Raw genomic sequence first — 18,291 nt, 5'->3', positions numbered from 1 at the left:
TCGCCGTTGCGCCGTCAAATGGACGAGCGCGTTCCCGCGTGACAAAGTGATGTGACACCCAGTTCATCGCTGGTGGATTCCGATGCCCGAAACAGTCATCAAACCCCGCGTCAAGACGCAGCCGAAGACAGAGCGGCCGAAGCTCTACAAGGTCATCCTGGTCAATGACGATTTCACGCCGCGCGAGTTCGTGGTGACCGTGCTCAAGGGCGAATTCAAGCTCAGCGAGGATCAGGCGCACCGCGTCATGATCACCGCGCACACGCGGGGTGTGTGCGTGGTCGCGGTGTTCACCAAGGATGTCGCGGAAACCAAGGCGACGCGGGCGACCGACGCCGGCAAGGCCAAGGGCTATCCGCTGCTGTTCACCGTCGAACCGGAAGAGTAGGGGCGGAGCGCTTTCCTTCTCCCCTTGTGGGAGAAGGTGGATCGGCGCGCAGCGCCGAGACGGATGAGGGGTGTTCCTGCTTGGCGCCAAGCTACCCCTCACCCGGATTGCCCGCCGATTTGTGAAGGACAAATCGGGGCAATCCGACCTCTCCCACAAGGGGAGAAGTAAGAACTTACCGCCCTTCGCGATACCACATCGAGCCGATAGCCAGGAGCAGCAGGCCGAGGCCGAGGAAGCCGCCGAACAGCGGCACGCGCGACACCGCCTTGAGCGCGCTGTCGTCGGTTGTGCGCAGGCCGATCCAGTCTTCGCCGGAAGCGGCGGCCGAGGAGCGGACCGGCACGATCGACGGCAAGGTGACACCGCCGGCGAGATTGCCGAGCGTAGATGCGGGAGCAAGCCGCCGCACGCTGCCGCCGGTCGCCTCGGCAGGCGCCTTCAGCCTGTCCTCGGTGGAGACCACATCCGAGAATTCCGGCGCATTGATCGGGCCGACATGGGCAAGCGCGGTCAAGTCGCCATTGCCGATCTGGTAGAGGCCGATCTCGCTGGTCTGCAGGCTGCCGGTGAAAATGCCGGGCTCGGATTTTTCGAGCTTCACCGTCACCGCCTTGCCGGAAGGCGTGATCACTTGGGCGAGGCCCGGATCGTCACTCATCGCCTGGCGGCGGATCTCGAGCATCATGCCGCGGCCGTCGGCGGTCAGCCGTTCCTCTTCCAGTTCCGGCTCCTTCATCAGCCAGTGAGCGATGCGGCGATAAAGCTGGACATGCGGTCCGCCACCCTCGAAGCCGCGCGCCCACAGCCAGCCCTGATCGGAGAGCAGCATGCCGACACGGCCTTCACCCTTGCGGTCGAGCAGGAGCAGCGGCCGATCGTCGGCCCCCTTCATCACCACTTCGCCTTCCGGATTCTTGACGCCTATGGTGCGGAACCAGCGGCTCCAATGCGGCGGCTCGCTCGCCGAGCCGTCGAGCCCGCGCGTCACCGGATGGCGCTGGCCGAGATCCGTCAGGCGCGGATAGAAGGCCTTGTCCACGACTTCGCCGGTCGGCATGGCCGGCAGCGCGGCGTTCAGCGGCGTGCGGGCAATGGAGTTTTCGCCGGCATATTCAGGGCCGGCGGCAATCAGCAGCGCGCCGCCCTTTTCGACATATTCGGAGATGTAGTCGTAATAGAGGATCGGCAGCACGTCGCGGTGCTGGTAGCGGTCGAAGATGATCAGGTCGAAATCCTTGATCTTCTCGACGAACAGCTCGCGCGTTGGGAAGGCGATGAGCGACAATTCATTGATCGGCGTGCCGTCCTGCTTTTCCGGCGGACGCAGAATGGTGAAGTGGACGAGGTCGACCGACGCGTCCGACTTCAAAAGATTGCGCCAGGTGCGCTCACCGGCATGCGGCTCGCCGGAAACCAAGAGCACGCGCAGGTTCTCGCGGATGCCGTCGACTAGCGCGATCGCCCGGTTGTTGGCGTCGGTCAGCTCGCCCGGTTCGCGGTCGATGCCGAGCTGGACGATGTTGCGGCCGGCATTGGGAATGGTGACCGAGAGCTTCATCGGCTGGCCGACGGTCGCGTGCTCGACCGAGACCTGCTCGCCATTGACCGAGACCCGCACGTCGACCGGAGCGCCATCGCCTTGCGTCGAAATGACGCGATAGGTCATGTCGAGCGGCTTGCCGACAAGGCCGAAGCGCGGCGCGTTCTCGAAGCGGATGCGGCGATCCTTCTCATGCTCCTTGCCGGTGATCAGCGCATGCAGCGGCGCGTTGAACTCCGGCGCGCCGGCGGGCGCGTCATGCACCTCGCCGTCGGTGATCATGATGGCGCCGCCGATGCGCGACGGCGGCACGTCGCGGAAGGCGCCTTCCAGCGCGCTGAACAGCTTGGTCTCGGTGCGTTCGTCGGCGGCCTCCGACTTGCCAGCCTCGACGACACGGACATCGAACTGCCTGAAGCGGGCGAGCCGTTGCTGCATTCCGGCGAGCGCCTCGTCGGTCTGCTTGGCGCGGTCGCCAATGTCCTGGCTCTGGCTGCGGTCGACGATAAGCGCAACGACGCTCTTCAGCGCCTCGCGCTCCTCGGCGAGGAACACCGGGTTGAGCAGCGCCGCGGCAAGCGCGAGCAGCGCGATGAAACGCAGCGCCGAGCCGCGCTGGCGGAACCAAAGGCCGACCAGCGCCAGCAACAGCAACGGCACGAAGAGCAGGCCGAAGAGCGGCCAGGAGACGAGCGGTTCGAAGGAGATCGACCAGTTCATGAGCTACTGCCCCAGCCGTTCGAGCAGCACGGGCACGTGCACCTGGTCGGATTTGTAGTTGCCGGTCAGCATGTACATCATGATGTTGACGCCGGCGCGCAGCGCGTAGACGCGCTGCATCGGGTCGGGAGGCACGGTCGGCAGCATCGGATCGCCGCTCTCGTCGACCGCCCAGGCGCCGGCGAAGTCATTGGCGGTGATCATGATTGGCGAAACGCCGTCGCCGGTGCGCACCGGGCGGTTCTCGGTGTTGCTGGCCTCCAGCGAAGCCTCGACCCAGAGCGGGCTGCCGTTGAAGCGGCCGGGGAACTCCGGAAGGATGAAGAAGGATTTGGTCAGCACATGATCCGAAGGCACCGGTTCCAGCGGCGGCACGTTGAGATTGGCGAGGATGTCGCGCAGCCGCTCGGTTGCCGGGCTCGCCGAGCCGGCGCCGATGCCGTTGGAGAACTGGTCGCGCGTGTCGAACAGAACCGTGCCGCCCTGCTGCATATAGGCGTCGATGCGGGCGATCGCCGCCTGGCTGGGCATGGGCGCCGTCGCATCGATCGGCCAGTAGATCAGCGGAAAGAAGGACAGCTCGTCCTTGGCGATGTCGACGCCGGCCGGCGGGCCGGGCTCTAGCGCGGTCTTCTCGATCAGGAAACGGGTGAGGCCTTCGAGGCCGGCGCGGCTGATGGAATCGACGCCGGGTTCGCCGGTGATCACATAGGCGATGCGGGTCTTGGAAATGTCCTCGATCGCCTGGGCGTCGCCGGGCTTCGAATCGTCGGCGCGCGCAAGATCGGCATGGCCAAAGAGGCCGCCCAACACGACCAGAATGGCCATAGTGGTCGCCGCGGCCACGCGGCGCGGCCGGCGCGCCAGCAGGCCGCCCATCCAGAACACCGCCAAGGTGTCGAGCACCATCAACAGCAGCGCCATGGCGACCAACGGCCCTTTGAGGTTCTCCGATTCATCGAAGGCATAGGGGATGGCCGTCACCGGCAGCGAGACCTGCGGGCGCGTCAGCGGCGCGAATGTGCTCGACGCGTTGAGAAGATTGTGCGCGAAAACACCGGTCTCGGAGCCGTAGAGGCCGGGCGGGTTTTCCAGCGTCACCGGCAGCGGGCCGGCGCCAGGCACCAGCGGCCTGGCATCGGGCGAGGGCGGCGTCAGCATGCCATCGGCGCCGATCATGCGGTAGGGTGCCAGTGACGCGGCGGTGGCTTCGGCATTGGCGATCGCGGCGCCCTGGTTGCGCGACAGCTGCACGACGCGCCGCAGCATCTCGACGAAGGTGCCGGAGATCGGCAGGTTCGACCAGGTCGCCTCCGGTGTGACATGGAACAGCACCAGCGTGCCCTTGTCCTTTTTCATGCCCGTCACCAGCGGCGTGCCGTCGGCAAGCGTGGCCCAGGTGCGCTCGACGATATCGGGCGTCGGCTCGGCCAGGACCTGCCGGCTCACCATCACCTCGGAGGGCGGGGAAAGATCGGCGAAAGGACCATTCTTCGGGAATTCGGTGACCGCCTGCGGCGTCGTCCACGACAGCGCGCCGCCGAGCGCGCGCTCGCCGCTGCGCAGCCGGACCGGTAAAAGGTCATCGTCATTGCCGGCCGCGGCAAGCCGCGGACCGGCAAAACGCACCAGCGTGCCGCCCTTGTCGACCCAGTCGACCAGCCGCTGCTTGACCTGTTCGGGAATGGTGCCGACATCGGCCATGATGATCATCGCCGGCTTCTGGTCGAGAAGCTGCGGAATGGCGTCAGCGAGATCGGCGCTCGATGGCTCGACCAGGTCGGCAAAAGGCTGCAGGGCGCGGCGGATATAATAGAGCGGCGACAGAAGCGGCTGTGCCTGGTCGGCCTCGGCCTGCGACAAAAGCCCGACACGGCGGCGCTTCGAGCTTTCGTCCAGCACGCGCACGGCGCCGGCCTGATGCTCGCCGTCGAGCGCGATCGAGGCAAAATCGTTGCGCAACTCGAACGGCACCGTCATCGTCGCCGTAGCGGAGGCCTCGCCGGGCGCGAAGGTCAGCGTCGCATCGGCGATGCGGCGGCCCTTGTCGTCGAAGGCGCCGGCGGTGACCTGCGCCGGCGCCGGATCGCCCGGCGCGCGGATGGCGGTCAGGGCGAAGCCGTCGACCTGGTTGTCGGCGCCGATCAGCCCGGTCAGCGACGTCCGGTCGGACGTGGCCCAGACCAGCCGCGCCGCGTTCTTTTCGAGCAGCATCTTGAACGCGGCGTCGTCGCCTTTGGCGGCGAGCCCATCGGCCAGCACGGCAACACTGGCGCCGGGCAGGCGCTCCAGCGCGGCGGCGACGCGAGCGTAGACGGCTGGACGGTCCGTGGGGACGGGCCGCGGCTTGGCGGCGCGCAGATGGTCGAGCGCGGCCGAGGCGTCGAAAGGGCCGATCTCGGCGTTTGGCTTCTCGGCGGTGAAGGCGATGACCACCGGCACGCCGTTCGAGCCGGCATCGCCGATCAGCCGCTCGGCCGTGGCGACGCGCTTGCCCCAGTCGGCGGCAGTTGCCCAGCCATTGTCGATGACCAGCGCCAGGGCAGCACCTTCCGCCGGCAGTTTTTCGCGCGGATTGAAGACCGGCTCGGCCAGTGCCATCACCACAAGTGCAGCCATCAGCAGCCGGAGCAGCGTCAGCCACCAGGGGCTCTGCTGCGGGGTCTCTTCGCGCCTCAGGACCCGGGCGAGGATTCTCAGCGGCGGAAAAACCTCCGTCTGCGGCTTGGGCGGGGTGAGCCTGAGCAGCCACCAGATCACCGGCAACGCCAGGAGGCCCCACAGCACCATGGGCGCCCCGAAGGAAAGCGGCAGCCAGCTCATGCGACCGCCTTTCCGGCTCGATTGGCAATTGACGCCGCGTGCCCGCCTTCCACGGTCATCGCCATATGGACACGCACCAGCGCTTCGGAAGCGAGGCGATCGGTGTGGTTGACGGTGTAGCTCCAGCCGAGACGCTTGCACCAGGCGGCCAGTTCTTCGCGGCGGGCCCTGTAGAGCAGGCGATATTCCTCGGCCAGCATCTCGGCGCGGCCGGCGGTCAGCTTGTCGCCGGTCTCGGGGTCCGTGAACTCGGTGCGGCCGGCATAGGGGAAGGTCTCCTCGGCCGGGTCGGCGACCTCGATCAGATGCGCGCGCACGCCGTGGCGGGCGAGCACGTCGAGCCAGGCCATCGTCTCCTCGACTGGATCGAGGAAATCGCTGACGAGCACGATGTCGCAGAAGCGGCGAATGGCCGACAGATCGGGCTTGGCCCGTAGCGCGCCCGCATGGCTGAGCTGAGCGGCGATGCGTTCGGCGCCGTTGCGGGCGGTGAACGGGTCGGTCAGGCCCGGCCAGGCGATCCGCTCGCCGCTGCGCGACAGGAGCTCGGCGAGGGCCAGCGCCAGCACCAGCGCGCGCGATTCCTTGGAAACGCCGGCGCCGGCGGATTTGTAGAGCATGGAAGGCGAGGGGTCAGCCCAGAGCCAGACGGTGTGCGCGGCTTCCCATTCGCGGTCGCGCACATAGGTGTGGTCGTCCCTGGCCGAGCGGCGCCAGTCGATGCGCGAGGAATCGCCTTCGACATAGGGCCGGAACTGCCAAAAATTTTCGCCGATGCCGCGCTTGCGGCGCCCATGCCAGCCGGCGATCACCGTATTGACGATACGGCGCGCCTCGACCAGCAGATCAGGGACCAGTGAGGCCCGCAACCGGCCACGGGCGAGCGCGTCGCGCGTCGCAACCGGTGCCTGGACCTCGCCTATTCGACCCATCAGATGCCTTTTGCCAGTTTCGCCACCACGTCGCGCACCGAGGTGCCTTCGGCGCGGGCGGCGAAAGTCAGCGCCATGCGATGCTGCAGCACCGGTTCGGCCAAGGCACGAACGTCGTCGACCGAAGGGGCCAACCTGCCATCATATAGGGCACGCGCACGGGCGCACAGGGTCAGCGCCTGGCTGGCACGAGGCCCCGGTCCCCAGGCGACATGCTTGTCGGTCTCGGCATTGCCTTGGCCCGGCCGGGCCGAGCGCACCAGCTTGAGGATCGCCTCGACGACGCTTTCGGGCACCGGCATGCGGCGGATCAGCGTCTGGATTTCCCTCAGCCTGGCCGGCTGCAGCACGTTGTCGGCCTTGGCCTCGTCGACGCCGGTCGTTTCGAGCAGGATGCGGCGCTCCGCCTCGATTTCCGGATAGAGGATGTCGACCTGCATCAGGAAGCGGTCGAGCTGGGCCTCGGGGAGCGGATAGGTGCCTTCCTGTTCCAACGGGTTCTGCGTCGCCAGCACATGGAAGGGTGAGGGCAGGTCGTGGCGGGCGCCGGCGATGGTAACGTGATATTCCTGCATCGCCTGCAGCAGCGCCGATTGCGTGCGCGGCGAGGCGCGGTTGATCTCGTCCGCCATCAGCAATTGCGTGAAGATCGGCCCGGAAATGAAGCGGAAGGAGCGCTTGCCGAACTCGTCCTGCTCCATCACCTCGGAGCCGAGAATGTCCGACGGCATCAGGTCGGGCGTGAACTGGACGCGGCGCGAATCGAGGCCGAGCACGATGCCGAGCGTTTCGACCAGCTTGGTCTTGGCAAGGCCAGGCACGCCGACCAGCAGCGCATGGCCGCCGGCAAGCAGCGCCACCAGAGTGCGCTCCACGACAGCCTCCTGGCCGAAAATCACCCGGCCGACCGCGTCGCGGACCCTGGAGATGTCGGCCAGCGCCTTTTCGGCTTCCTCGATCATCGCCTTTTCGCTGATCGGGCTTTCCTTGATCATCACGCTCATGCCGTTTCGATCCTTGTGGTTGGAAATACCGGCCTGCACTCTCAATGTCGCAGAATGCCGCGATTCGGCCTCACCTGGCGCCTGTATTCAAACTTAAATCACAGACTTGGGCGGACAAGGCTGACAATCGGGACAACAGTGACTATTTCGTGACCATGGCCGAACGCAGCGAACTTCGTGAACAAAGCCTGAGCGAACAGAGCCTGACCGGCGCGACCGAGGCGCGCGGGCTGGAGGCGCTGATCTCGCGCGCCGCGCGGGCCGGCAAGGGGCAAGCGCCGGTCGAGCGCTGGAATCCGGAATTCTGCGGCGACCTCGATATGGAGATCAAGGCAGACGGCACCTGGTTCTATCTTGGCACGCCGATCGGCCGCATGCCGCTGGTGCAGCTGTTTTCGAGCGTGCTGCGCAAAGATGCGGACGGCAAGACCTATCTGGTGACGCCGGTCGAGCGGGTCGGCATCCGTGTGGCCGATGCGCCTTTCATCGCCGTCGAAATGAATGTGTCCGGGAGCGGCGATGACCAGCTCGTCACCTTCCGCACCAATGTCGGCGATGTCGTTGCCGCCGGGCCTGGCCATCCGCTGCGCTTTGTTGATGAGGACGAAACCGGCGGCCTGAAACCCTATGTGCTGGTGCGTGGACGACTGGAGGCGCTGGTGGCGCGGCCGGTCATGTATGAGCTGGTCGAGCATGGCGAGGAAATCGATATCCACGGCAGGACGATGTTCGCCGTCCGCTCGGGCGGCGAGGTCTATCCGATCATGGCGGCCGAGAAACTCAGGCGACTGAGCGCGTGATGGACCAGGTGACGCCGACGCCGTTCTCGATTGCTGATTTTCGCGCTCGTGTCGCGGCGCAGGCGGCGATCGTCCCCGGCGACGATTTTGGCGACCATCGCTTCAATCCCGGCCATCCGAGGCTCGAACACGTGAAGCCGCTGCGCGACGCCGCGGTGCTGATCCCCGTGATCGACCGTGCCGAGGGCGCCATGGTGCTCTTCACCAAGCGCGCCGAGAGGCTGCGCAGCCATTCCGGCCAGGTGGCTTTTCCGGGCGGCACCATCGATCCGACCGATCCTGGCCCGGAAGGCACGGCGCTGCGCGAGACCTTCGAGGAGATCGGTCTCGATCGCGGCCATATCGAAATCATTGGGCGTATGCCGGACTACGTGTCGGGCAGCGGCTACCGCATCGTGCCGGTGCTTGCCGTGGTGCGGCCGGGTTTTTCGCTGACACTCAATACCGACGAGGTCGACGCGGCCTTCGAGGTGCCGCTCAGCTTCCTGATGGACCCCGTCAACCACAAGCGCGACAGCCGTTTCTGGAACGACCTCGAATGGTTCTTCTACGATATGCCCTATGGCGACCAGCGCATCTGGGGCGTTACCGCCGGCATCGTCCGCACCCTTTACGAGAGACTTTACGCTTGAGCGCCGACATCACTTTATCGGGCAAGGCCGGCTGGCTGGAGGACGAGCAATTGCAGCGGCTTCTGGCCGTGCTGAAGCAAGGCGGCGAGGAGGCGCGCGTCGCCGGCGGCGCTGTGCGAAACACGTTGCTCGACCAACCCGTGGCCGACATCGACATCGCCGCGACGACCTTGCCCGAAGAGACGATCCGCCGCGCCGAGGCGGCCGGCTTCAAGACGGCGCCGACCGGCATCGAACATGGCACCATCACCGTGGTGGCAGGCGGCAAGCCTTATGAGGTAACGACGCTGCGCGCCGATATCGAGACCGACGGCCGGCGGGCAAAGGTGATTTTCGGCCGCGACTGGAAAGCCGACGCCGAGCGGCGCGACTTCACCATCAACGCGCTCTACGCTGAAGCCGATGGCACCGTCGTGGACCTCGTCGGTGGCGTCGCCGATATCGCGGCGCGGCGTCTGCGTTTCATCGGCGACGCGGAAGCGCGCATCCGCGAGGACTATCTGCGCATATTGCGCTTTTTCCGCTTCTTTGCCTGGTATGGCGAGGGACGGCCGGACGCGGAAGGGTTGAAGGCCTGCGCGAGGCTGAAAGACGGGCTCGCCCAGCTTTCGGCCGAACGCGTCTGGTCCGAATTGAAGAAGCTCTTGTCGGCGCCGGATCCCTCGCGCGCGCTGCTGTGGATGCGCCAGTCCGGCGTGCTCACCGCCGTGCTGCCGGAAAGCGAGAAATGGGGCATCGATGCCATTCACGGCCTGGTCCGGACCGGGAAGGATCTCGGCTGGGTCGTCGATCCGATGCTGAGGCTGGAGGCGATCGTCCCGCCCGACGCGGTGCGTATGAAGACGCTTGGCGAACGGCTGCGATTTTCCAACGACGAAGCCGATCGCCTGCGGCATTGGGCGCTGACCGGCGCCCCGGAACCCAAGACAACCGAGACTGAACTCGCCAAAAAACTCTATTACGGCGATCGCGATGGCTATCTCGACAGCATCCGGCTGGCGCTCGCCGCCGCTCGGACGCGCGCTGTCGAGGACAATCAGGCGATGATGGAGGCAGGCGGTTTTTCGCGCCTGCTCAATTTCGCGCTGAAATGGGAAAAGCCGGTGTTTCCGATCAAGGGCGCCGACCTGACCGAACTTGGCGCGTCGCCGGGGCCGAAGCTCGGCGCCACGCTGAAGAACCTCGAGAAGGAGTGGGTCGGGTCGGGCTTCACCCTGGAACGCGGCGCGCTGATGCAGCGCGCCACGCAAGCCCTGGAAATTTAGTCCAGTGGGAGTAGACGTCGGCTGTCAATGGATCGCCACGGGAGCCAGCGCCCGCGAAAGACTTGCCTCGCCCTTGCCGTAGACGGCCGGGTTGTAGTTGACCAGCGTGTCGGTGCGAGCCGTGTTGAGCAGGTCGTTGGTGATTTGAACCGGCGTGGCGCTGGTGAACTTGCTGCCGATGATCGCGGCATAGCCGGAGATAATCGGCGCGGCGAAAGACGTGCCGTAGAGGCCGGTCTTGTCGCCTTCGACGCCGACCACAAGGAAGTGGCTCTGCACCAGCGCGTTCGATCCGGCATAGTCCGAGTACCAGGCGAGCTGGGCCTTGTTGGTCGTCGTGCCATTGCTCGACAGCGCGCCGACGAAGATCGCCGTCGGCTTGCCGATCAGGGCGAGATCCAGATAGTCCTGCTGGCCGCCGGTGACGCCGCCGACGGCGACGGCGTCGTTGCCGGCCGCCTTCGAGACGACGGCCGAGCCTCTGGTCGCATAATAGATGATCGAAGCCTCTTCCGGGGCCCAGCCGATCTGGTTCACGCTGTAACCCGCGGTGGTGTACATGCCATAGCTGAGATTGAGCACGTTGCGGCCGCTAGCCAGCGGGACATAGGTGCCGGTCGAGAAATCCTTCGAGCGGATGGTCGCCGATGGGGCGATCATGCTCGCCTCCTCGCGCGTCCATTCACCGTGCCGCTGCGTCTGCACGCCCAGGCCGAAATTGCCGGAGAAGCGCGACGTGCTGCTGAAGTCGTCGACCATGGTGATGGTGACGCCCTGGCCTTTGTAACCGGCGGCCCATGCGGCGCCGACATCGGGACTCATCCAGCTCTGCACGGCCTGCGTCGTCCGCGTTACCGGGATCGTTGCGCTCACGCATATGGACCCGCCGCCATGACAGAGGGCGGCCATTTCGTCTGGGCTGAGAGCCTCCTGCGCCGATGCGATCGTTGCCGAAAGCATGGCCAGGGCGGCAGCCAGGCCGAACTTCAAGGAATTAACCGACATGTTCATTCTCCAGTCAGACAGGAAGCAGGACGGACGATCGCGAATTTCGAGACGAGGTGATTTCATGTGCGGCTCCCGCGATCAGAAGGTTAGACGATAGTTCAGCCACAGACGCATGGTCTCCGGCTTGGCGTTGACGAGATATTTCAGCGTTTCCTCAGGCGCCATCTCGCCCGCGGCGAGCCGGCAGTTGACGCTGTAGGTGCCCAGGTCGCCATAGTCGGCCTGGCAGGGTTTTTCGGTGAGATTGCCGCCGATGGTCGAGGTGACCGAAAGCGACAGCGTGCTGTTCGGGTTGGGATGGATCTGGGTGAGAAAGCCGAGCTTGAGGCTCGGCTCGATACGGTATTTCTCGGCTTGCTCGCCGGTGCCAAATCCCCAGAGAATGCCGGTGTCGGGCGTGATCTGGGTGAGTAAGTCGACATGCATGTCGACCCAGCTTGCGTGATACCAACGGCTGAAGGAGACCCAGCTTCCGCTCTGCAATTCATAGCCGCCATTGCCGAGATCCCTGGCCTTGTCGCTGAGCGGAGAGCCCTGATGGATATCGACCAGCGAGGTCGTCCATTCCTGGGCCATTGCTGTGGACGCAAAGAGGAAGGCGCACGACAGGAGCGCCGCCGCGCAGAAACCTGCTCCGATGTTGGACCGCTCGCGCATGCGCGAAGCACCTCGCCCCACCATTCCGGACAGCGCCTTGATGGCGAAGGGCTCCTCGGGCAGCCGCCTCTGGCCGGATCATATGCGGCAGAGTCGCACGCGGACCGTTACCGGGAAGTTATCCAAGCTGATACGAATATAAGAATTTGCTTGAATTATGCGGAAAAAATGCCTCAGCCGGCGATCCAAGGACCGCCCGCGGAGAGGGCATGTGCCGGAACCAACGTTTAGCTCTTGCCTGCCGGCTCGCGTGGTCCGAATTCGGCGATGTAGCCGCTCAGGCGGCGTCGCGGACCTTCTGGATGCGCGAGCGGATCGCCTCGATCATCGTCTCGCGGATGACGGTTTCGCCATGCGTCTCGCGCATATGCTCGACGGCGCGACGCATGACCTCCGCTTCCTCCTCGGCGCGCGTGTGCCAGTCACAGCCGGGAACCAGCGATCCGCATTGAAATTCCTTCATGGGTTTTTCCTTTCCTCGCTGTGGAGCCGCCCAGCCCGGCCGCTCCAGCTGTTTTATTTGTCCCGCCGGAAACCACTGTGTTTTCACGGGAATTGTTCGGATGGATAACAATAACACACGCCGCCGTTTTCGGTTGCATTGAAGATCACCCAGGGGCGGCAAAGGCACGAGACCGAAAGGCGGAGCACTGGTGCCCCGCCTTTCGTGCTGCCTGAGCCTTCCAGCCGGGGTGGCCGTTACTTCATGATCTTGACGGCCTCGGCGATTTTTTTCTTGCCGCTCATGTCCCAGGACACGCGAACCTTCTCGCCGGCCTGAATGCCGGGATCCTTGAAGGCCTTGGACAGGGTGAAAGTCGACCCATCGTCGAGAACCAGGCTCATGGCCGTTCCGTCAAAACTCTTCACAGTGCCGGTGGTGTGCTTGACCGCCGCGAACGCGGCGCCACCGGAGGCGAGAAAGGCGGCCGCTGCCGCCGTCACGATAAGCTTGCGCATGGCATGCTCTCCTGGAAATGCGGGCGCCCGTTTTGATCAGGCACCCCTCTCGATCAGGGCCGTCAAGTCGCGTCGAGTCACGGCTCGCAGCGATAGCGAACCGCCCGCGCTTCCCGACCCGACGATCTTAAATAGCTCAATCTTTTCAAAAGGATATTAGACGAAAAAGAAATCCGGCCCGCCACATTGCCGGCCAAGATTCGACGAATGGGACGGCAATGCGGCCATCGCCGCGATCACCCGATCGTTACGGCCATTTGACCTCAGGGGGCAGGCTGGACAGGATCGAGGCGACATTGCCGCCGGTCTTCAGGCCGAAGATGGTGCCGCGATCGTGAAGCAAGTTGAATTCGACGTAGCGGCCGCGCCGGACCAGCTGTTCGTCGCGCTCGCCGTCGGTCCAGTTCTGGTTGAAGTTGCCCCGAACCAGATGGGCATAGACGACCAGGAAGGAGCGGCCGACATCCTGGACGAAATTGAGATCGGCATCCCAGCCGCCCTTGTCCTCGTCCGAATGCAGCCAGTCGAAGAAGATACCGCCGATGCCGCGCGGTTCATTGCGGTGCGGCAGGAAGAAATACTCGTCGCACCAGGCCTTGAATCTCGGATAGTCGGCGACGGCGGCGTTCTTCTCGCAGGCGAACTGCATGGCGCGATGGAAGGCGATCGTGTCGGGATCGTCCTGGGTGCGGCGACGGTCGAGCACCGGCGTCAGATCGGCGCCGCCGCCGAACCACTGGCGCGTGGTGATGACCATGCGCGTATTCATATGCACAGCCGGCACGTTGGGGTTCCAGGGATGCGCAATCAGCGAGATGCCGCTTGCCCAGAAGCGCGGGTCTTCCTCGGCGCCGGGAATCTGTTTCCTGAATTCGGGCGTGAATTCGCCATGGACGGTCGAGGTGTGCACGCCGACCTTTTCGAAGACGCGGCCGCGCATCATCGACATGGTGCCGCCGCCACCGCGGCCTTCGTCGCGCTCCCAGGGAGTCTTTTCGAAATGGCCGGGCGACCAAGACGCTTGCGGGCCGGTGAGTTCCTGCTCAATCTGCTCGAAGCTGGCGCAAATACGCTCGCGCAGCGCTTCGAACCAGAGCCGGGCCTTCATCTTCTTCTGTTCGATGTCGGCCGGCAGTCCCACCGGAAGGTCAGGTCGTTCCAAATCCGTCTCCAGTCACAGGCCCGCTTGCCTGACAAATGACTCGTTTTTTCCGTCCGCGATCCCTAATCTCTTAAGGACAAGGGTCAAGTCCTGTCTGATCCAGGTGCAAAGGAGTTCCTTCGTGCGAACCCCGGCAAGACCGCCGCTGGATGGCTTGAAGAAGAGGCTGGAGCGCTCGCGCGCCGAGCGCGCGAACCTGCCGCGCGACGGTTTCCTGCGCGAGACCTTTGTGCTGCCGAGGCCCGCTGCCCGCCTCAAGGCCAAGGAGTGGTTCGAGCGTTTCCCCAAGCAGGCCTACTGGACCGAGATCGAAAGCTGGTTCGAACGTCCGGGCGATGTGATCGAGTTCACCATGCGGCGGCTGCCGGCGGCGGATTGAGCATCAACTCACCACCAACCGCCTCGCCCCCGTTCCTTGTCTGCCCAACCGATCTTCCTTGTTCCTCAGCGGGCATTTGTCGATCGACATGCAGCCGCAGCCGATGCAGTCGGTCAGGCCATCGCGCAATTTCTTCATCTGGGCGATCTTGTGATCGAGCTCGTCGCGCCAGGCTGTCGACAGCAGGTTCCAGTCCTCGCGCGTCGGCGTGCGTTCTTCAGGCAGGGACTGGAACGCCTGCGCGATGTCGGCAAGCGAGATGCCGACCTCCTGGGCGACGCGGATGATCGCCACGCGCCTGAGCACATCGCGGCCGTAGCGCCGCTGATTGCCGGACGTACGGTGGCTGCGGATCAGCCCGCGCGCCTCGTAGAAATGCAGCGCCGATACGGCAACGCCGCTGCGCATGGCGACTTGGCCGACCGTCAATTCCCTTACCGGAGCCATTCTCAAATTCCTGCTTGACCTCAAGTTAAGTTGAGCTTGTAGCCAGGAAACATCGATAGGGCAATTGCAGGAGAAGGCGATGTGCGCCTGGGCAGGAATGACGGCGGAAGGGACGGCGGTTCGGGATGGCGCGGAAGCGCAAAAGCTGGCTCGTTGTTTCGACGCAATTCCGGACGGAAGACCGTTTCACACTTTGCCTGGAATTGCTTTAGCCGATCTGGCGGAGCGCTTCGCCCGCGACCATGGCGACCGACAGCGCTACGTTGATGCTGCGCGCTCCAGGCCGCATCGGAATGGTCAGCCGCGCGTCCGCCGCTTGATGGATTTCTTCCGTCACGCCGGCGGATTCGCGGCCGAACAGAAGAATGTCGCCAGCGGCGAAAGCAAAGCCGGTATAGGCAGTCGTGGCCTTGGTGGTGAGCAGCACCAGGCGTCGCGCACGCGCCTTTCGCCAGTCCTCGAAGGCGTGCCAGTCGGCATGTCGGGAAAGCGCCGCCATTTCGAGGTAGTCCATGCCGGCCCGTTTCAGCGCGCGGTCGGAGAGCGGGAAACCAGCCGGCTCGACGATATCGACACCGATGTCGAGGCAGGCGGCGAAGCGCAGGATTGTCCCGGTGTTGCCGGCGATATCCGGCTGGTAGAGCGCGATACGGAGACGATCGTTCATTTTCGCGTCCTGCTAATAAGTGGCAGATCGGCCACAGGCATCTCCGGCTTTCGGCGATTTCTGCACTGGCGGGTGGCCATTTTCTGCGAAGTCGAGTATATGCCGACCATCGTCAACCCGAACCGAATGGAGGGGAATACATGATGACCATGCACATCCAGCGCCTCTCCTGGGCTCTCGTATGCCCAATGGCGGTTTCGGTACGACGATTCTTCTGACACTTTAAGTCCTCATCGCACCGATTCCCGCCGAACCCAGTTTTCGGCCTTCGAAGGAATCTTGCGATGTTTTTCAAACTGCCAAAGGGGCGCCGTGCCTCAGCCGAACGTGTCGAGAGCGACGCTTGCCGTCCGGTCCCGGACGATTCGATCCGTGCCCTCGGTCGGATGCCGGTGATCGAGGCCATGTCACCCTTTTTAACGCATTTGCATATGGAGGACGGACCAATGTTCGATCCCTACAGGATACCGGGGTCAAGAACCCTGCATGAGCGCAAGGCGGCGACCTGGGCGCTGCTGATCGGCGAGACCTATTCGTCGGCGGTACATGCCGAGGAACGGCGCCGGCCGCATCGCGGCATGCTGCCGGATGTCGATTTCTCGCGCGCGGTGCCCGACCACAGCCGGCCGACGCTGGTACGCCGGATCATCCGCTTGATCCGGCCGGGCGACAGGACCCGCGCAGAATCCGGCGTTTCGTCTGGAAATTCGGGGCCGTCAAGATCGTCGAACGAGCCTGTCGGCGAAATGCCGGCGAAACACTATATTGCGAGCAGCAAGGCCGGCGATGCGGATGATTCCGTATCGCCGGCTCGCAATGCCGCGCGGCCGCAAAGCCTAGCCCATCAATCCCGCGCCGCGTGAGCGCGCATAGCATCGTGAGTGCCTGGAATGTTCCGCTGGTTTGAACAGAGGCTCGATCCGTTTCCCGCCGAGGAGCCGGTCGAGCCGCCGAAGACGCTGATCGCCTTCTGCGTTCACTACACGCGCGGCGCCTGGCCTTACATCCTCATCGACGCTGTCCTGGTGGCGGCGATCGCGGTCGCCGAAGTGTGGATGTTCGGTTTCATGGGCCGCATCGTCGACTGGCTGTCGGCGCAGAACCGGGAAACCTTCCTGCAGACGGAGAGCTGGAAACTGGCCGGCATGGCCTTCATCGTTCTGTTCGCGCTGCCGGGCATGGTCTGGCTGCGTTCGCTGGTCAACCAACAGACGACGATGGGCAACTATCCGATGCGGATTCGCTGGCAGGTGCATCGCTACCTGCTCAAGCAGTCGATGGCGTTCTACCAGGACGAGTTCGCCGGCCGCATCGCCACCAAGCTGATGCAGACGGCACTCGCCGTGCGCGACTGCGTCATGAAGGTCATAGACGTTCTCAACTACGTCATCGTCTACTTCCTCGGCATGCTGCTCATCGTCGGCTCGGCGGACTTGCGCTTGGCCGCACCCTTGGGCGTGTGGCTGGTCGGCTATATCGCGCTGCTGCGTTTTTTCATTCCCCGATTGGGCAAGGTCGGCGAGGAGCAGGCTAATGCGCGCTCGACCATGACGGGTCGCGTCGTCGACAGCTACGCCAACATCCAGACCGTGAAACTGTTCAGCCATGCGCGCCGCGAGGCGGCCTTCGCCAGGGAAGGCATGGCGGGCTTTCTCGATACGGTCTACCGCTCCATGCGGCTGGTGACGGTGCTCTATGGCCTGCTCTACATCCTGAATTCGCTGCTTCTGTTCTCCGTGACGGCGATCTCGCTGTGGCTGTGGCTCGGCGATGCGGTGACGATCGGCGCCGTCGCCGTGGTCATCGGCTTGGTGCTGCGCATGTGGGGCATGTCGCAGTGGATCATGTGGGAAATGTCGGGCCTGTTCGAGAATATCGGCACGGTGCAGGACGGCATCCAGTCGATCTCGCTGCCGCGCCTGGTCGAGGACCGGCCGGGCGCCAGGGATATTGCCGTCAGCCAGGGCGAGATCCGCTTCGAGGACATACGCTTCCACTACGGCAGGCAGAAGGGCGTCATCGAGAACCTGTCGCTGAGGATCAAGCCCGGCGAGAAGGTCGGCATTGTCGGCCGTTCCGGCGCCGGCAAGTCGACGCTGGTCAATCTTTTGCTGCGCTTCTACGACCTGGAAAGCGGCAGGATCCTCGTCGACGGGCAGGAGATCGCGGCGGTGACGCAGGATTCGTTGCGTGCCCAGATCGGCATGGTGACGCAGGATACCTCGCTGTTGCACCGCTCTGTGAAGGAGAACATCCTCTACGGCCGGCCCGACGCGACTGAAGAGATGCTGGTCGAGGCAGCGCGGCGGGCCGAGGCGCTCGATTTCATCGGCGGGCTTTCGGACCACAACGGCCGTAAGGGTTTCGACGCCTATGTCGGCGACCGCGGCGTCAAACTGTCCGGCGGTCAGCGGCAGCGCATCGCGATCGCCCGCGTCATGCTGAAGGACGCGCCGATCCTGATCCTCGACGAGGCAACCTCGGCGCTCGATTCGGAGGCCGAGGCGGCGATCCAGGAAAACCTCTACAAGCTGATGCAGGGCAAGACCGTCATCGCCATCGCGCACCGCCTGTCGACCATCGCGGCGATGGACAGGCTCGTCGTCATGGACAAGGGCCGCATCATCGAGGAAGGGTCGCATGAGGAACTCGTCGCCAGGGGCGGGCTATATGCCCAGCTCTGGCAGCGCCAGTCCGGCGGTTTCCTGCTCGATGACGGGCCGGCCGAGTCCGACGCCAAGGCGACCGAGATGGCGGCGGAGTAACGCGATCGCGATTGTCATCTAGGTTTACCGCGATTGCCGGGAATCGGTCCCGGGCGTAACCACGGCATGGCCAGAGGCCCTGCCTCGACCTGCTCAGTGGCCTGCCGGCGACCAGATCGGGTTCCGGCGGGTTTGTGGC

The 18,291-nt window shown here is 64.7% G+C and carries 18 protein-coding genes; 7 read left to right on the top strand and 11 right to left on the bottom strand.

Going from position 1 to position 18,291, the window contains the following annotated elements:
- Window positions 1-82 precede the first annotated feature (82 nt).
- A complete protein-coding gene (gene clpS / locus EN869_RS07970) occupies window positions 83-388 on the top strand; it encodes an ATP-dependent Clp protease adapter ClpS (protein WP_127225881.1) in 306 nt (101 codons plus the stop codon).
- 175 nt (window positions 389-563) lie between these two features.
- Here clpS and EN869_RS07965 read toward each other — a convergent pair whose 3' ends face one another.
- Genes EN869_RS07965 through EN869_RS07950 form a run of 4 tightly spaced genes read right to left on the bottom strand, consistent with a single transcriptional unit; the run spans window position 564 to window position 7,410 of the window.
- Window positions 564-2,651, bottom strand: coding sequence for a hypothetical protein (locus EN869_RS07965; protein WP_127225882.1), 2,088 nt, complete (start codon window positions 2,649-2,651; stop codon window positions 564-566).
- Between the two features lie 3 nt (window positions 2,652-2,654).
- Complete coding sequence (locus tag EN869_RS07960) at window positions 2,655-5,474, bottom strand: DUF4159 domain-containing protein (RefSeq protein WP_127225883.1); 2,820 nt, start codon at window positions 5,472-5,474, stop codon at window positions 2,655-2,657.
- The gene (locus EN869_RS07955; RefSeq protein ID WP_127225884.1) at window positions 5,471-6,406 is read right to left on the bottom strand and encodes a DUF58 domain-containing protein; all 936 of its coding nucleotides are present in this window, start codon (window positions 6,404-6,406) and stop codon (window positions 5,471-5,473) included. The genes EN869_RS07960 and EN869_RS07955 overlap by 4 nt, the downstream gene beginning before the upstream one ends.
- On the bottom strand, window positions 6,406-7,410 hold the full coding sequence (locus tag EN869_RS07950; RefSeq protein ID WP_127225885.1) for a MoxR family ATPase: 1,005 nt from the start codon (window positions 7,408-7,410) through the stop codon (window positions 6,406-6,408). The genes EN869_RS07955 and EN869_RS07950 overlap by 1 nt, the downstream gene beginning before the upstream one ends.
- A 155-nt stretch (window positions 7,411-7,565) precedes the next feature.
- On the opposite strand from EN869_RS07950, the gene EN869_RS07945 reads away from it, so the two are divergent.
- The 3 genes from EN869_RS07945 to EN869_RS07935 are packed head-to-tail and all read left to right on the top strand — an operon-like array spanning window position 7,566 to window position 10,107.
- On the top strand, window positions 7,566-8,210 hold the full coding sequence (locus EN869_RS07945; protein ID WP_127226001.1) for a DUF1285 domain-containing protein: 645 nt from the start codon (window positions 7,566-7,568) through the stop codon (window positions 8,208-8,210).
- The gene (locus EN869_RS07940) at window positions 8,210-8,842 is read left to right on the top strand and encodes a CoA pyrophosphatase (RefSeq protein WP_127225886.1); all 633 of its coding nucleotides are present in this window, start codon (window positions 8,210-8,212) and stop codon (window positions 8,840-8,842) included. The genes EN869_RS07945 and EN869_RS07940 overlap by 1 nt, the downstream gene beginning before the upstream one ends.
- Window positions 8,839-10,107, top strand: coding sequence for a CCA tRNA nucleotidyltransferase (locus EN869_RS07935; protein ID WP_245489389.1), 1,269 nt, complete (start codon window positions 8,839-8,841; stop codon window positions 10,105-10,107). The genes EN869_RS07940 and EN869_RS07935 overlap by 4 nt, the downstream gene beginning before the upstream one ends.
- Before the next feature lie 24 nt (window positions 10,108-10,131).
- On the opposite strand, the gene EN869_RS07930 is transcribed toward EN869_RS07935, so the two are convergent.
- The 5 genes from EN869_RS07930 to hemF form a co-directional block, all read right to left on the bottom strand.
- Window positions 10,132-11,112: a S8 family serine peptidase gene (locus EN869_RS07930; RefSeq protein ID WP_127225888.1), complete on the bottom strand. Its 981-nt coding sequence runs from the start codon at window positions 11,110-11,112 to the stop codon at window positions 10,132-10,134.
- Window positions 11,113-11,193: 81 nt separating this feature from the next.
- Complete coding sequence (locus tag EN869_RS07925; RefSeq protein ID WP_127225889.1) at window positions 11,194-11,772, bottom strand: hypothetical protein; 579 nt, start codon at window positions 11,770-11,772, stop codon at window positions 11,194-11,196.
- Between the two features lie 277 nt (window positions 11,773-12,049).
- A complete protein-coding gene (locus tag EN869_RS07920; RefSeq protein WP_095766497.1) occupies window positions 12,050-12,235 on the bottom strand; it encodes a DUF1059 domain-containing protein in 186 nt (61 codons plus the stop codon).
- A gap of 236 nt (window positions 12,236-12,471) precedes the next feature.
- Window positions 12,472-12,732, bottom strand: a complete 261-nt coding sequence (locus EN869_RS07915; protein ID WP_127225890.1) for a DUF1344 domain-containing protein — start codon at window positions 12,730-12,732, stop codon at window positions 12,472-12,474.
- Between the two features lie 247 nt (window positions 12,733-12,979).
- Window positions 12,980-13,894 carry an oxygen-dependent coproporphyrinogen oxidase gene (gene hemF / locus EN869_RS07910; protein ID WP_127225891.1) on the bottom strand — a complete coding sequence of 305 codons (915 nt, stop codon included), beginning with the start codon at window positions 13,892-13,894 and terminating at the stop codon, window positions 12,980-12,982.
- A gap of 121 nt (window positions 13,895-14,015) precedes the next feature.
- Here hemF and EN869_RS07905 point away from each other — a divergent pair, with 121 nt between their 5' ends.
- Window positions 14,016-14,273, top strand: a complete 258-nt coding sequence (locus EN869_RS07905; protein ID WP_042639873.1) for a hypothetical protein — start codon at window positions 14,016-14,018, stop codon at window positions 14,271-14,273.
- Window positions 14,274-14,276: 3 nt separating this feature from the next.
- Here EN869_RS07905 and soxR read toward each other — a convergent pair whose 3' ends face one another.
- On the bottom strand, window positions 14,277-14,720 hold the full coding sequence (gene soxR / locus EN869_RS07900; RefSeq protein WP_127225892.1) for a redox-sensitive transcriptional activator SoxR: 444 nt from the start codon (window positions 14,718-14,720) through the stop codon (window positions 14,277-14,279).
- A gap of 208 nt (window positions 14,721-14,928) precedes the next feature.
- On the bottom strand, window positions 14,929-15,387 hold the full coding sequence (locus EN869_RS07895; RefSeq protein ID WP_127225893.1) for a tRNA (cytidine(34)-2'-O)-methyltransferase: 459 nt from the start codon (window positions 15,385-15,387) through the stop codon (window positions 14,929-14,931).
- 446 nt (window positions 15,388-15,833) lie between these two features.
- On the opposite strand from EN869_RS07895, the gene EN869_RS07890 reads away from it, so the two are divergent.
- A complete protein-coding gene (locus EN869_RS07890) occupies window positions 15,834-16,250 on the top strand; it encodes a hypothetical protein (RefSeq protein ID WP_245489388.1) in 417 nt (138 codons plus the stop codon).
- 27 nt (window positions 16,251-16,277) lie between these two features.
- Window positions 16,278-18,152, top strand: a complete 1,875-nt coding sequence (locus tag EN869_RS07885; protein ID WP_127225895.1) for an ABC transporter ATP-binding protein — start codon at window positions 16,278-16,280, stop codon at window positions 18,150-18,152.
- The last annotated feature ends 139 nt before the right edge of the window (window positions 18,153-18,291 follow it).

The sequence above is a fragment of the Mesorhizobium sp. M2D.F.Ca.ET.226.01.1.1 genome (genome assembly GCF_004022705.2).
In the GTDB taxonomy this organism is placed as follows: domain Bacteria; phylum Pseudomonadota; class Alphaproteobacteria; order Rhizobiales; family Rhizobiaceae; genus Mesorhizobium.
The sequence above is the reverse complement of the archived record's forward strand: the minus strand, read 5'-3'. Positions and strand labels throughout refer to the sequence as shown.